General features: G+C 65.0%; 16 protein-coding genes. 12 read left to right on the top strand and 4 right to left on the bottom strand.

Annotated features, from left to right (window positions below; translation table 11 throughout):
• The first annotated feature begins 45 nt into the window (after nucleotides 1-45).
• From A9W99_RS17835 to A9W99_RS17800, 8 genes are all read left to right on the top strand, one after another.
• On the top strand, nucleotides 46-1,557 hold the full coding sequence (locus A9W99_RS17835) for a long-chain fatty acid--CoA ligase (protein WP_067380727.1): 1,512 nt from the start codon (nucleotides 46-48) through the stop codon (nucleotides 1,555-1,557).
• 2 nt (nucleotides 1,558-1,559) lie between these two features.
• Complete coding sequence (locus A9W99_RS17830; protein ID WP_067380725.1) at nucleotides 1,560-3,248, top strand: alpha/beta hydrolase; 1,689 nt, start codon at nucleotides 1,560-1,562, stop codon at nucleotides 3,246-3,248.
• A 1-nt stretch (nucleotide 3,249) separates the two neighbouring features.
• Nucleotides 3,250-4,086, top strand: a complete 837-nt coding sequence (locus A9W99_RS17825; RefSeq protein ID WP_067380723.1) for an alpha/beta fold hydrolase — start codon at nucleotides 3,250-3,252, stop codon at nucleotides 4,084-4,086.
• Between the two features lie 14 nt (nucleotides 4,087-4,100).
• The gene (locus A9W99_RS17820; RefSeq protein WP_082930073.1) at nucleotides 4,101-5,354 is read left to right on the top strand and encodes an acyl-CoA dehydrogenase family protein; all 1,254 of its coding nucleotides are present in this window, start codon (nucleotides 4,101-4,103) and stop codon (nucleotides 5,352-5,354) included.
• Nucleotides 5,355-5,494: 140 nt separating this feature from the next.
• A complete protein-coding gene (locus A9W99_RS17815) occupies nucleotides 5,495-5,743 on the top strand; it encodes an AbrB/MazE/SpoVT family DNA-binding domain-containing protein (protein ID WP_067380721.1) in 249 nt (82 codons plus the stop codon).
• A complete protein-coding gene (locus A9W99_RS17810) occupies nucleotides 5,740-6,141 on the top strand; it encodes a PIN domain-containing protein (RefSeq protein WP_067380719.1) in 402 nt (133 codons plus the stop codon). Before A9W99_RS17815 ends, A9W99_RS17810 begins: the two co-directional genes overlap by 4 nt.
• Before the next feature lie 52 nt (nucleotides 6,142-6,193).
• Entirely contained in the window at nucleotides 6,194-6,778 is a 585-nt protein-coding gene (locus A9W99_RS17805; RefSeq protein WP_067380717.1) for a TetR/AcrR family transcriptional regulator, read from the top strand.
• A complete protein-coding gene (locus tag A9W99_RS17800; RefSeq protein WP_067380714.1) occupies nucleotides 6,775-7,605 on the top strand; it encodes an enoyl-CoA hydratase/isomerase family protein in 831 nt (276 codons plus the stop codon). Before A9W99_RS17805 ends, A9W99_RS17800 begins: the two co-directional genes overlap by 4 nt.
• Before the next feature lie 144 nt (nucleotides 7,606-7,749).
• Here the strand turns inward: A9W99_RS17800 and A9W99_RS17795 are convergent, their stop codons facing one another.
• Nucleotides 7,750-8,238: an aminoacyl-tRNA deacylase gene (locus A9W99_RS17795; protein WP_067380711.1), complete on the bottom strand. Its 489-nt coding sequence runs from the start codon at nucleotides 8,236-8,238 to the stop codon at nucleotides 7,750-7,752.
• A 1-nt stretch (nucleotide 8,239) separates the two neighbouring features.
• On the bottom strand, nucleotides 8,240-9,100 hold the full coding sequence (locus A9W99_RS17790) for an NAD(P)-dependent oxidoreductase (protein WP_067380708.1): 861 nt from the start codon (nucleotides 9,098-9,100) through the stop codon (nucleotides 8,240-8,242).
• A 267-nt stretch (nucleotides 9,101-9,367) separates the two neighbouring features.
• Between A9W99_RS17790 and A9W99_RS17785 the strand changes: the two genes are divergently transcribed.
• The gene (locus A9W99_RS17785) at nucleotides 9,368-10,033 is read left to right on the top strand and encodes a sigma-70 family RNA polymerase sigma factor (protein WP_067380705.1); all 666 of its coding nucleotides are present in this window, start codon (nucleotides 9,368-9,370) and stop codon (nucleotides 10,031-10,033) included.
• Nucleotides 10,030-10,344: a mycothiol system anti-sigma-R factor gene (rsrA, locus tag A9W99_RS17780; RefSeq protein WP_067380701.1), complete on the top strand. Its 315-nt coding sequence runs from the start codon at nucleotides 10,030-10,032 to the stop codon at nucleotides 10,342-10,344. The genes A9W99_RS17785 and rsrA overlap by 4 nt, the downstream gene beginning before the upstream one ends.
• Nucleotides 10,345-10,372: 28 nt before the next feature.
• Here rsrA and A9W99_RS27840 read toward each other — a convergent pair whose 3' ends face one another.
• Nucleotides 10,373-10,447, bottom strand: coding sequence for a 50S ribosomal protein bL37 (locus A9W99_RS27840; RefSeq protein ID WP_003416889.1), 75 nt, complete (start codon nucleotides 10,445-10,447; stop codon nucleotides 10,373-10,375).
• Between the two features lie 201 nt (nucleotides 10,448-10,648).
• Between A9W99_RS27840 and A9W99_RS17775 the strand changes: the two genes are divergently transcribed.
• Together A9W99_RS17775 and A9W99_RS17770 are read left to right on the top strand one after the other, a co-directional pair.
• Complete coding sequence (locus A9W99_RS17775; RefSeq protein WP_067237694.1) at nucleotides 10,649-10,864, top strand: biotin/lipoyl-binding carrier protein; 216 nt, start codon at nucleotides 10,649-10,651, stop codon at nucleotides 10,862-10,864.
• A 46-nt stretch (nucleotides 10,865-10,910) separates the two neighbouring features.
• The gene (locus A9W99_RS17770) at nucleotides 10,911-12,443 is read left to right on the top strand and encodes a sensor histidine kinase (RefSeq protein ID WP_067380698.1); all 1,533 of its coding nucleotides are present in this window, start codon (nucleotides 10,911-10,913) and stop codon (nucleotides 12,441-12,443) included.
• Between the two features lie 59 nt (nucleotides 12,444-12,502).
• Here A9W99_RS17770 and whiB1 read toward each other — a convergent pair whose 3' ends face one another.
• Nucleotides 12,503-12,757 (bottom strand): transcriptional regulator WhiB1, encoded by a 255-nt coding sequence (whiB1, locus tag A9W99_RS17765; RefSeq protein WP_067237369.1) that lies wholly within the window; start codon nucleotides 12,755-12,757, stop codon nucleotides 12,503-12,505.
• Nucleotides 12,758-12,889: the final 132 nt, after the last annotated feature.

Genomic DNA, 12,889 nt, shown 5'->3' with positions numbered 1-12,889 from the left:
ACGACGCTGGAAACACGCACGGCAAGCACTTCCCGGAGGCAGCTCATGACCGCACTAAGCGCCAATCTCGTTGCATCGAAAGAGCGTCACCCCGACCGCGTTGCGCTCCGCTGTGACGATTTGCAGTTCACCTTCACCGAGTTCGACGCCGCAGCCGCGCGCGTGGCGACGTTGCTGGAGCAGGCCGGGGTTGAACCGGGCGATCGAGTTGGCCTGATGTTGCCCAACACACCGGCATTCGCGATCGCTTTCTACGGGATCATGTATCGCGGCGCGACCGCGGTCCCGATGAATCCGCTGCTGAAATCCCGCGAGGTGGCCTTCTACCTTTCCAACACCAGCGCCAAAGCATTGTTCGCCACACCCGCCTTCGCAGACGAGGCCAACGCCGGTGTCGCCGAGGTGGGCGCCAAGTGCTGGGTTGTCGACGATGCCGGACTGGCCGAGCTGATCAGCGACCTCCCCGCCCAGGAGTCCCCCGTAGAACGCGACGACGACGACGTCGCCGTCATCCTGCACACGTCCGGCACCACCGGAAAACCCAAGGGCGCCATGCTCACTCACGGCAATCTGGGCCGCAACGCCGACGTCGGCGTCCGCACGCTCATCGAAACCGGGCCGGACGACGTGGTGATGGGCTGCTTGCCGCTGTTTCACGTGTTCGGGCTGACCTGTGGGCTCAACGGCGCGGTACTGGCCGGTGCGGCGTTGACGCTCTTACCCCGGTTCGATCCCCGCAAGGCCCTCGAGGTGATCGAGCGTGACGCCGTCACGGTGTTCGAAGGGGTGCCGACGATGTATTCGGCGTTGCTCAGCGTGGCCGAGGAAGCCGCCCCGGGAGCGACGCGAAGTCTGCGCACTTGCATTTCCGGTGGTGCGGCGCTGCCCATCCAGGTTCTCGCCGATTTCGAAAAGGCTTTTGGCTGCACCGTTCTCGAGGGCTACGGTCTCTCCGAAAGTTCTCCGGCGGCCGCGTTCAATCACCCGCACCGGCCCCGCAAACCGGGCTCGATCGGCACCCCGATCGACGGCGTCGAGATGCGAGTGGTGGACCTGGACGGCGTTGAGGTTCCCCAGGGCGAGACGGGCGAGATTCAGATCCGCGGGCACAACCTCATGAAGGGCTACTGGAATATGCCCGAAGCGACGAAATCAACGATCACCGCCGACGGCTGGCTCAACACCGGCGACGTCGGACGCGTCGACGAGGATGGCTACTTCTACATCGTCGACCGCACCAAGGACATGATCATCCGCGGTGGCTACAACGTGTATCCCCGCGAGATCGAGGAAGTGCTCTACGAGCATCCGGCAGTGGCCGAGGCCGCCGTCGTCGGCATCCCGCACGACTCTCTCGGTGAGGAAGTCGGCGCCGCGGTCGCGCTCAAGAAAGATGCCGCGGTTAGCCCTGACGAGCTGCGCGATTACGTCAAGGAGCGGGTGGCCGCCTACAAGTACCCGCGCAAGGTCTGGCTCGTCGACGAGCTGCCCAAGGGACCCACCGGAAAGGTCCAAAAGCGCGACATCACAGTTCCGACAACCGAAAGCACCCGATAACCATGGCAACTCAAACAAGACCAGACGAACTGGCCGCCCCGCTCGACCTGTTGCTCACGAGCGCGACCCGGCCGTTCGCCAGGCGGATGATGCCCGACGCCACCTGGGCTCGCGTCGCCGCGAACCTCGCGCAGCACCCTGGCGCGGTGGCCGACCGCGCTGCCACGCTCACCCGTGAGCTCGGCAGCATCGCGGCGGGCAACTCGCACCGCGCTCCGGCGCGGGCCGACAAGCGGTTCGCCGACCCTGCATGGCAGGAGAATCCGCTGCTGCACCGGGTCATGCAGGCTTACCTGGCCGGAGCCGAGACCGCGGAAGGGCTGCTCGCCGACGCCCAGCTGGACTGGCGTGACAACGAGAAGATGCAGTTCGTGGTGGACAACTTTATCGAGGGCCTGGCACCCAGCAACAACCCGCTGATCAGCCCGCTGGGCTGGAAGGCATTGATCGACACCGGTGGTCTGAGCGCAGTCCGGGGGGCGAAAGCCTTTGCCCGCGACATGCTTTCAAAGCCGCGGGTGCCGGCCATGGTCGAGCCCGATGCCTTTGCGGTGGGAGAGACCGTGGCCGTCACCAAAGGTGCTGTGGTGCTGCAGACTTCGATGTTCGAGTTGATTCAATACGCCCCACAGACCGCCAAAGTACGCAGCATTCCGCTGCTCATGGTGCCGCCAGTGATCAACAAGTACTACATCATGGACATCGCACCTGGCCGCAGCATGATCGAGTACTTCGTCCAACAGGGTCAGCAGGTGTTCGTGATGTCGTGGCGCAATCCTCAAGCGCGTCACCGGGATTGGGGTTTCGATGCCTACGGCGGGGCGATCGTCGAAGCGATGGACGCGGTGCAGAAGATCGGTGGGACCGATAATGTGCACCTGCTGGCCACCTGCTCGGGCGGCATCCTGGCGGCGATGACTGCGGCCCACCTGGCCAACATCGGCGAGGCCGATCGGATCGCCGGCCTCACTCTGGCGGTCACCGTGCTGGATGAGACCCGGGCCGGTTTCGCCGCCGCCGCGATGAGTGATCGCGCCGCGCAGGCCGCGATTCGGGTTTCGGCCAAAAAGGGTTTCCTAGACGGACGCGACATGGCCGAGATGTTCGCCTGGCTGCGACCCACCGACCTGGTGTGGCGTTACGTGGTGAACAACTACGTGCAGGGCCGCAAGCCCGCGGCGTTCGATGTGTTGTTCTGGAATGCCGACACCACCCGGATGGCCGCCGCGCTGCACCGCGACATGGTGTTGATGGGACTGCGGAACTCGCTGGTCCCTGGGGGCGAGGTCAGCATGCTGGGCAGCCCGGTCGACCTGGCCAAGATCAGCTGTGATGCCTACGTGATAGGCGGGGTCGCCGATCACATTTCCCCATGGCAGGCGACCTATCGCAGCGCGCGCTTGCTCGGCAGCAAGGACAACCGATACGTGCTGTCCACCAGCGGGCACATCGCCGCGTTGGTCAATCCGCCCGGCAATCCAAAGGCGTCCTTCCGAACGGGGCCGGTCGATGCCGAAGATCCCCAGCAGTGGCTCGACTCCGCGCAGAAATTCGCCGACTCCTGGTGGCCGGACTATGTGGGCTGGCTGGCCGAACGCAGCGGCCCAGAGGTCGATGCCCCCAAAATGCTTGGGGGGGAAGGCTTCCCGCCGCTAGGTCCGGCGCCCGGCAGTTACGTGATGGAGAAGTGAGGTGCCGCGCACCCGCCCTGCGGCCGCATCTGCTATCGGCGAGGAGCACTACGTCACCGCCGGCGGACAGCGCATCCGGGTGAACGTGCACCGGGGAGCGGGGGTGCCGCTGGTGCTGTGCAACGGCATCGGCGCCAGCCTCGAGGTGCTCGACCCGTTAGTCGAGCAATTGGGTTGCACGGTAGTCAGATTCGACGTGCCTGGCACCGGAGGCTCACCTACTTCTGTTCTGCCCTACGGGTTTCCCTACCTTGCCTGGGTTCTGGGCCGGGTGCTGTCCAGGCTGAACATCGGTGTGGTGGACGTGCTGGGGCTGTCGTGGGGCGGTGCCCTTGCACAGCAGTTCGCGTTCCAGAATCCGCGCCGCTGCCGGCGCCTGGTGCTGGTCGCGACGGGTACCGGGGCGCTGATGGTGCCAGCGCGGCCGCGCATTCTGGCGAAAATGCTGACACCGCGCAGGTTCTCGGATCCGGACTACGCCGCGTCCATTGCGGGGGAGCTGTACGGCGGCACCGTCCGAGCGCATGGCGAGGATGTGGCGCGACTGTTCGTGCGTCAGCTGCATGCCGGATCGCGGATCGGATACTTGCATCAACTGCTCGCAGGCTCGGTGTGGACCAGCCTGTTCGCGCTGCCGGCGGTGCGACAGCGGACGTTGATCGTGGCGGGCACCGACGATCCGATCATCCCGGTTGTCAACGCCCACATCATGCACACATTGCTCCCGCATTCCCGCCTGCATTTGCATGACGGCGGGCACATCGATCTGGTGCACAACGCGCCAGAACTAGCTCCCGTCATCGAACAGTTCCTGCTTGAACCCGGAGAAAGACCATGACTTCAATCTCAAAGATGCCGAACCCAGTCACCTCGTTCAAGACGCGAGGCGCCAAGGACGCCGATCCAGCCACCGCCTCACTCTGCGAGGACATCGGCCGTGCCCGGGGCACCGACTATTTCTTGATGAAGGATCAGCTGACCGACCAGGAAAAGGAGATCTTTGCCAAGGTCCGCGCGTTTGGCGAGGCCGAGATCCTGCCGATCGTCAACGACTACTGGGAACGCGGCGAGTTTCCGTTCGAGCTGATCCCCAAACTCGCCGCGCTGAACATCGTGGGCGACCACAACCTGGGCGACTATGGCTGCACGCGGATGAGTGCGGTCGCAAATGGACTCATCACGTACGAGCTATCCCGCGTGGACGGCAGCATCTGCACCTTCTTCGGCGTGCATGTCGGGTTGGCGATGCAATCGATCAACATCCTCGGTTCCGAGGAACAGCGGCAGCACTACCTGCCGGCGATGGCGCGCCTGGAAAAGATCGGCGCTTTCGCTCTGACCGAGCCCGAGCACGGCTCCGACGCCGTCGTCCTGGAGGCCACCGCTGAGCGTCACGGCGACGAATGGGTGCTCAACGGCCGCAAGCGTTGGCCGGGCAACGCCGTGTGGTGCGACATCATCGTCGTATACGCGCGCGACACCGCGGACAACCAAGTCAAGGCGTTCGTCGTGGAGAAGGACAATCCGGGCTACGTGGCGACCAAGATCGGCGGCAAGATGTCGCTGCGGATCGTGCAGAACGCGGACATCACCCTCACCAACTGCCGCGTGTCCGAAGCTGCCCGGTTGCAGAACTGCAACAGCTTCAAGGACATTGGCAAGGTGCTCGCCGGCACGCGCAATTTCGTCGCGTGGGGCGGAACCGGGAACGCCGTCGCCGCCTACGAGATCGCGCTGAACTACGCGTTGCGGCGCAAGCAGTTCGGCCGGCCGATCGCCAGGACCCAGATCATCCAGTCGATGCTGGTGGAGATGCTCGGTGACCTCACCGCCATGCAGCTCTACAGCATCCGGCTGGGCCGGCTCATCGACGAAGGCAAGATCGAAGAGACGATGGCCGCGCTCGCCAAGTACTACTGCACGGTCAAGGGCCGCAATGTATGTCGACTTGCCCGAGACGTATTGGGCGGCAACGGCATCACGCTCGACTTCCACGTGATGCGTCATCTGTGCGACATGGAAGCCCTGGTGACCTACGAGGGAACCGCCGAGATCCAGTCCCTCATCGTCGGCCGGCACATCACCGGGCAGAGCGCATTCGTGTAAGCGCGAGCTGGGGGCACCTCCCGCTTGCGGGGGAACGCAAAATCCCCGAAAACCTCGGCGTGTCGGGGGATTTTGCGTCTGCTCGCCGTGTCACCGAGCTACGCGCTATCCTTACTTGAACTTAGAAGTAAGGAGGAAGGGTGGATATTGCCGCTACGGTGACGTCAAAGGGGCAGGTCACCATCCCCAAGGCGGTGCGGGACGCGCTGGGCATTCACGCGGGCGATGAAGTGATATTCCGCGTCGAAGGCGATCGTGCCCTGCTCGCGCGAACGCCGGACTTGCTCTCTATGGCCGGCACAGTTCGGGTGCCCGCAGCGAAGCGCAACGCCATTTGGGACGACGTCATCCGCCGCACCAGGTCAGATCGTGCTGCGTCGCGACGGTGAGCGCTTTCATCGATACCAACGTCCTGGTTCGGCACCTGACCGGCGACCCGCCGGAGATGGCAGCCCGCGCGACTTCGTACCTCGCAGCCGAACAGGAACTGCTCCTGACTGATCTCGTCCTGGCCGAGACGGTGTATGTGTTGGAGTCGTTCTACCAGGCACCCCGCAGCCAAATAGCCCAGGCGATGCGCTCCCTCGTCGCCTTCGACTCGGTCGTCTGCGTAGATCCGGCACTGCTGCTGCGTGCTATTGAGGTTTATGAAGTCGAGCGGATTGACTTCGCAGAAGCCTATTTGGTCGCGTGCGCCGAGAGCACAGGCGTTGGTCGGGTCGCGTCGTTCGACCGGTCAATTGATCGGGTCGGCACCGTGCAGCGGATCGAGCCGCCGCCGGTTTAGTCACTTGCCCTGACACTACCGAGGAATCCTCGGTTCAGCTAGAGTATTACTCGTGCCGAAGTCCGACGCGCGGGGCAAGTTGCTGGAGGTCGCGCGGCGCCGGTTCGCGGTCGACGGCGCACTGGCCGCCACGCTGGACGAGGTTCGGCGTGAGGCGGAAGTGAGCGTGGGTGCGCTGTACCACCACTTTCCGGACAAACCGGCGCTCGCTGCGGCCGTGTACGCCGAAGTGATGAGTGAATATCAGGCCGGGTTCGTGGCCATGTTGCGGAAGCATGCCACCGCCGATGGCGGTATCCGCGGCGGCGTCGAGCACCACCTGCGGTGGGTGGCGGCCAATCGCGCCGAGGCGGCGTTGCTGCTCGGGGACCGCCTCGACAGCGCCGCGTTGCGTGACTGTAATCGTGAGTTCTTCGCTGCCATCCGGGACTGGTGGCGGCCGCATCATGCCTATGGCGCGTTGCAGCCGATGCGGCCTGGCATTACCGCCGCATTGTGGTTTGGCCCCGCACAGGAATTCAGTCGGCACTGGATTGCCGGGGAAGATCCGCAGCTGCCCCGCCGCGCCATCAAAGCATTCGCCGACGCAGCATGGATGGTGTTGCGCGCCAAACCTATTGAGGAGGAACGCCGATGACGGAATCGCTGTACAACCGCATGCTCGCCGATGGTGACGACCCGCAAGCAGTGCAACGGATCCAGGTAAACCGGCGTGATGACTGCGCGGTGGTGATACTCGACGAACCCGACCGGCTGAATGTGCTTTCCGCTCCTCTGGTTCGGCAACTGCGACGTGCACTCGAGAAGCTCATCGACGAACCCGGCGTTCGCGCGGTGGTGTTGACCGGCGCCGACCCGGGCTTCAGCGCCGGCGGCGACCTGAAGATGATGCGCACGGCCACCGAGCGATTGACTCAACCGGAGGGTGTGGCCGACGTATGGCGATGGATTCGCCGCGAATTCGGCGGTATTGCACGGCTTATCGCCGGATCGGACACCATTTTCATTGCCGCGCTCAACGGCGCCGCCGCCGGCGTCGGGCTGGCTTGGGCGTTGACCTGTGATCTGACGATCGCCAGCGAGCGCGCCGTGATTGTCCCCGCGTTCGGCCGCCTCGGTCTGATCCCGGAGGTCGGCACCAGCTGGGCGCTCACGCGGTGCCTCGGCTACCAGGGCGCGCTCGCCTACTACCTGCGGGGAGAGCACATCGACGCCCATGCCGCCCAACGCCTGGGGCTGGTGCAGCAGGTCGTTGCGCACGACGAGCTCCTTCCGACTGCCGACGAGTGGTGCGCGCGGGTGGCCGCGATGCCGGCGCACGCGGTCGCCATGACGAAGCCGCTGCTGCGTGCCGCAGCCGATGCACGCTGGCAGGACGCGCTCACGCTGGAGGAATTCGCCGAACCCACCTGCTTCACCACCGCTGCGTTCGCGGACAGTGTGCATGCCATGCTGACCCGATGACTGTCCGCGAGCTATACGACCGAACCGGAGGCACGTATTCGGCGACGCGCCAACCCGATCCACGGATCGGCATGCGGATCTTCTCGACAGGACAGAGCTGGACCTCGGATATCGCCTTGTTGTTTGCGATCTCGGCGACGCCGGTCAGGTCTGAATCCGCGCGGTCACGGCGCCGGTGAGCCGGATCAGATCCGCTGGTGCGACGGCCACGTCCCAGCCGCGCCGGCCCGCGCTGCAGAACACCCGGTCCCAGCTCAGCGCGTCGCTGTCGACGACGGTGGGCAGCCGCCGGCGCTGCCCGAACGGCGAAACCGCGCCCACCACGTAGCCCGTCGCGCGCTGTGCGTCGGCGCGAGCCGCCATCGTGGCCCGGGAGAGGCCTAGCGCCGCCGCGGCGGCCTTCAGCGAAAGTCGCGTCGACACCGGCAATATCGCGACCGCTGGCCCGTCGGCTCCGGCGATCACCAGTGTCTTGTAGACCTGCTCGGCCGCAATGTCATAGGCGTCGGTCAAAGCGCGGACCGCCTCGTCGCCGAACGAACCTTCTCCCGGATCGTGGTCGAACTTCACCACCTCGTGTGGCACACCGGCTTTGACTAGCGCCGCGAGGGCCGGTGTCGCGGCACGCGGCACCTCAGGGCTGCGAGTACCCCGGCGGGTTCACCCCGTCGACCCAGAAGTCGACGCCGAGGTTGCCGCCCGGCACGCAGTCGTAGACCGACAAGTCGGTGACACCGGACTCCACCAGCACGTCCTCACATAACAAGGTATTGCCGGTGTACTCGCGGGCGGGCTTGTTGAGGATGACGTAGGCCGCGTCGGCGTACACCTCGGGCTTGCGGGCGCGCTCCATCGCTTCGTCGCCGCCGAGCAGGTTCTGCACCGCGGCGGTGGCCACCAGCGTGCGCGGCCACAACGTGTTGGAAGCAATGCCCTCGTCGCGCAGCTCCTCGGCAATACCCAACGCGCACAACGTCATACCGAACTTGGCCATCATGTAGGCCGTCGGCTTCAGCCATTTCTTGTCCAGCAGCACCGGTGGCGACAGCGTCAGGATGTGTGGGTTCTCCCGGCCCTTCAGGTGCGGAATGCACGCCTGCGACACGGCATACGTGCCCCGCACCTGGATGCCGTTCATCAGGTCGAAGCGCTTCATCGGCACCTCGGTGATGGATCCCAGGTTGATCGCCGACGCGTTGTTCACGCAGATGTCGATGCCGCCGAACTGCTCGACGGTCTGGGCCACCGCGGCGGCGACCGAATCCGGGTCGCGGACGTCTCCGACGATGGGCAATGCCTGACCGCCGGCTTCCTCGAGCTCCTTGGCCGCCGTGTACACCGTGCCTGGCAGCTTGGGATGCGGCTCGGCGGTCTTGGCGATCAGCGCGATGTTCGCGCCGTCCTGGGCGGCTCGTTTGGCGATCGCGAGGCCGATACCGCGACTGGCGCCGGAAATGAACATGGTCTTGCCCTGCAGAGACGTGGCGTGCGACATGGCGTCACATTAACGTCCGGCCCGGCGCGACCGGACCGCGGGACCTGCCGCCCCCAGAGGGCGGCGGAAATAGCGCGCCGGGCTGCGCTGTTGATCGATGAGGTTTCTGCAGCTAGATGACCGCGACGAGGACAGGCGGGGTCAGACCGGAACAGACACTGTCGGTCACAGCCTTTAGATTGGAGGAGTCTGGTGTCAACGGCGACGAGCCTGTTGGGTGACGCGGAGTTGGCGCCCTCGTCTGCAGAAGGGAACGTGCTAATCGACATGGCCGACCTGGAAAACGTGCGGGACGGCGCCACCGACTTGGACGTTCCCGCGTCCGGGCCGCCGCCCGACGAGACCGATGCGGAACTGACCGCACGCTTCGAGCGTGACGCCATTCCACTCCTGGACCAGCTCTACGGCGGTGCGCTGCGCATGACGCGCAATCCGGCCGATGCCGAAGACCTGCTCCAAGAAACAATGGTGAAGGCCTACGCGGGGTTCCGCTCGTTCCGGGAAGGCACGAACCTCAAAGCGTGGCTCTACCGGATTCTGACCAACACCTACATCAACAGCTACCGCAAGAAGCAGCGGCAACCAGCGGAATATCCGACCGAGGCAATCACCGACTGGCAGCTGGCGTCCAACGCTGAGCATTCCTCCACGGGCCTGCGTTCAGCCGAGGTCGAGGCGCTCGAGGCACTGCCGGACACCGAGATCAAACAAGCGCTGCAGGCGCTGCCGGAAGAATTCCGGATGGCCGTCTATTACGCCGATGTCGAGGGTTTCCCATACAAGGAAATCGCCGAGATCATGGATACGCCGATCGGGACGGTGATGTCGCGGCTTCATCGTGGCAGACGTCAGCTACGCGCTCTTTTGGCCGATGTGGCCAGGGAGCGCGGATTCATCCGCGGTCAACAGGCGCACGAGGAGGTGTCGTCATGAGTGATCTACCCGGCCCAGTCGACTCCTGCTCCGACCCCAGCGCAGCCGACGACTCGCATGGCGGGCTCGGTTGTGCGGAAGTGATTGCCGAGGTATGGACGCTGCTCGACGGTGAATGCACCCCGGAGTCCCGAGAGAAGCTGCGCCGGCACCTCGAGGCATGCCCCGGGTGCTTGAAGCATTACGGGCTCGAGGAGCGGATCAAGGCGCTGATCGCGACCAAATGCAGAGGGGACAAAGCCCCCGAGGGGTTGCGGGAACGCTTGCGGCTGGAGATCCGCCGGACCACCATCATCCGCGGCGGATCCTAGCCCCGAATCAGGGGCAGTCCGCTAGCGGCTACGAGTTGGGGCGCTTGCCGTGGTTGGCTTTGCTGTACTTCCGGTCACGCTTCTTACGGCCACGCTTGGCCATGGATAACCTCCGTTTAGTCGAATGCGGGGCGGCCTTAGGTGTGTTGGGGTCCGCCCTGTTACCCAACAGTGTCCCATGCGCCCCGTCGCGCCGCGTCGGTAGCCTGCGCGCCGCTGTTCTGGACGGTCTTGTGGTTCGATATACATGAGCCTGAGAGACCAACAGTCAGCATGCGGAATGGCCGAAACGAGTGGGGTGAAGATGGCCGAGGATGTTCGCGCCGAGATCGTGGCCAGCGTGCTCGAAGTTGTTGTCCGGGAGGGCGACCAGATCGGCAAAGGCGACACCGTCGTGCTGCTGGAGTCGATGAAGATGGAGATCCCCGTGCTGGCCGAAGTCGGCGGCACCGTCAGCAAGGTCAGTGTGTCGGTCGGCGACGTCATCCAGGCTGGCGACCTCATTGCAGTGATCAGCTAGCCGTTGGACCCAATACTTCAGCTATTCGGCAGCTCGGGGGCGCGTCATTTCTACTCTCGGTGACCTTCTTGCCGAACACACCGTGTTGCCGGGCAACGCGGTCGACCATCTGCATGCGGTGGTAGGGGAGTGGCAGCTGCTGGCCGACCTGTCGTTCGCCGACTACCTGATGTGGGTGCGCCGCGACGACGGCGTGCTGGTATGCGTGGCGCAATGCCGACCCAACACCGCGCCGACGGTTCTGCAGACCGATGCGGTGGGCAGCGTCGTCGCTGCCGACCGGTTGCCGCTCGTCGCCGCAACCTTCGCTTCTGGAAATGCCGAGCGGGAAAGCGATGTGGTGCAACCGCATTCGTGGCAACTGCCCGGGCCCAACGTCGAGGCCTCCCCGGTACGGTATGGCGACCAAGTGGTGGCGGTGCTGACCCGGCACCAAACCGAAGTGGCGGTCCAGCGCTCGTCGGGCCACCTGGAAACCGCCTACCAGGAATGCGCCACCGACCTCTTGCACATGCTGGCCGAAGGCACCTTTCCCGACGTGGGAGACGTGGCCATGTCGCGTTCCACTCCGCGTGCCGGCGACGGTTTCATTCGCCTGGACGTCAATGGTGACGTGGCCTACGCGAGTCCCAACGCGCTGTCGGCTTATCACCGGATGGGCCTGGTCAGCGAGTTGGAGGGGCACAACTTCATCGAGGTGACGCGCCCACTCATCTCGGACCCCTTCGAGGCGCAAGAGGTGGCCGAGCATGTGCTCGACTTGCTGGCCGGCGGGACGAGCATGCGGATGGAGGTCGACGCCGGCGGTGCCACGGTGCTGCTGCGCACCCTGCCGCTGGTGGTCAACCGCGCCAGCGCCGGTGCCGCGATACTGATCCGCGACGTCACCGAGGTGAAACGGCGGGACCGCGCGCTGATATCGAAAGACGCCACCATCCGCGAAATTCACCATCGGGTGAAAAACAACCTACAGACGGTTGCAGCGCTGTTGCGCCTGCAGGCCCGTCGTACCGCCAATGCCGAAGGGCGCGAGGCGCTGATCGAATCGGTACGCCGGGTGTCGTCGATCGCCCTGGTCCATGACGCGTTGTCGATGTCAGTCGACGAGCAGGTCAACCTCGACGAGGTGATCGACCGGATTCTGCCGATCATGAACGATGTGGCGTCGGTGGACCGGCCGATCCGGATCAACCGCGTCGGCGATCTCGGCGTCTTGGATTCCGACCGCGCCACGGCGCTGATCATGGTGATCACCGAACTCGTGCAGAACGCCATCGAGCACGCCTTCGATCCGGCGGCCCCCGGGGGGGGGGGGACGATCCGCGCCGCGCGCTCGGCACGCTGGCTGGATGTCGTCGTGCACGACGACGGGCGCGGCCTGCCGCAGGGATTCAGCCTGGAAAAGTCGGACAGCCTGGGCCTGCAGATCGTGCGGACCCTGGTGTCCGCCGAGCTGGACGGCACGCTGAGCATGCAAGAGGCGAGTATGCAAGAGGGGAGCGTGCACGAGGGCACCGGGAAGGGCACCGACGTGGTGCTCCGGGTGCCGATCGGCCGGCGGGCCCGCCTACTGCTGTAATACCGGCACGCAACAGTGCGGCCCCGACGTTTGTCGAGGCCGCACTGTCGGAAACTGCGTCAGACTCCGCTACGGGCCTTCGTCCGGGCGCTGCGACGCTTGAGTGCGCGCCGCTCGTCTTCGCTCATGCCGCCCCATACGCCCGAGTCCTGGCCTGTGTTCAGGGCCCAGGCGAGGCATTCCGTGGTCACCGGGCACCGATTGCAGACCAGTTTCGCGTCAGCGATCTGTGCGAGCGCCGGGCCGCTGTTCCCTACCGGGAAGAACAGCTCGGGATCTTCGTCGCGACAGACCGCCTTGTGGCGCCAATCCATAAGTACTTACTCCTCACTGAGTGCGCAGCAAGGCGCACGGGCAATTTTCTTCCGCAGTTAGCGCGTGCACAAGAAAGGTATCCGTACCCCTACAAAATTTCTGCATGCAACCTTTTGATCGTTTCACAGGCT

The sequence above is a fragment of the Mycobacterium sp. 1164966.3 genome (genome assembly GCF_001665395.1).
Lineage (GTDB): Bacteria > Actinomycetota > Actinomycetes > Mycobacteriales > Mycobacteriaceae > Mycobacterium.
This window is presented reverse-complemented; position numbering and strand designations above follow the sequence as displayed.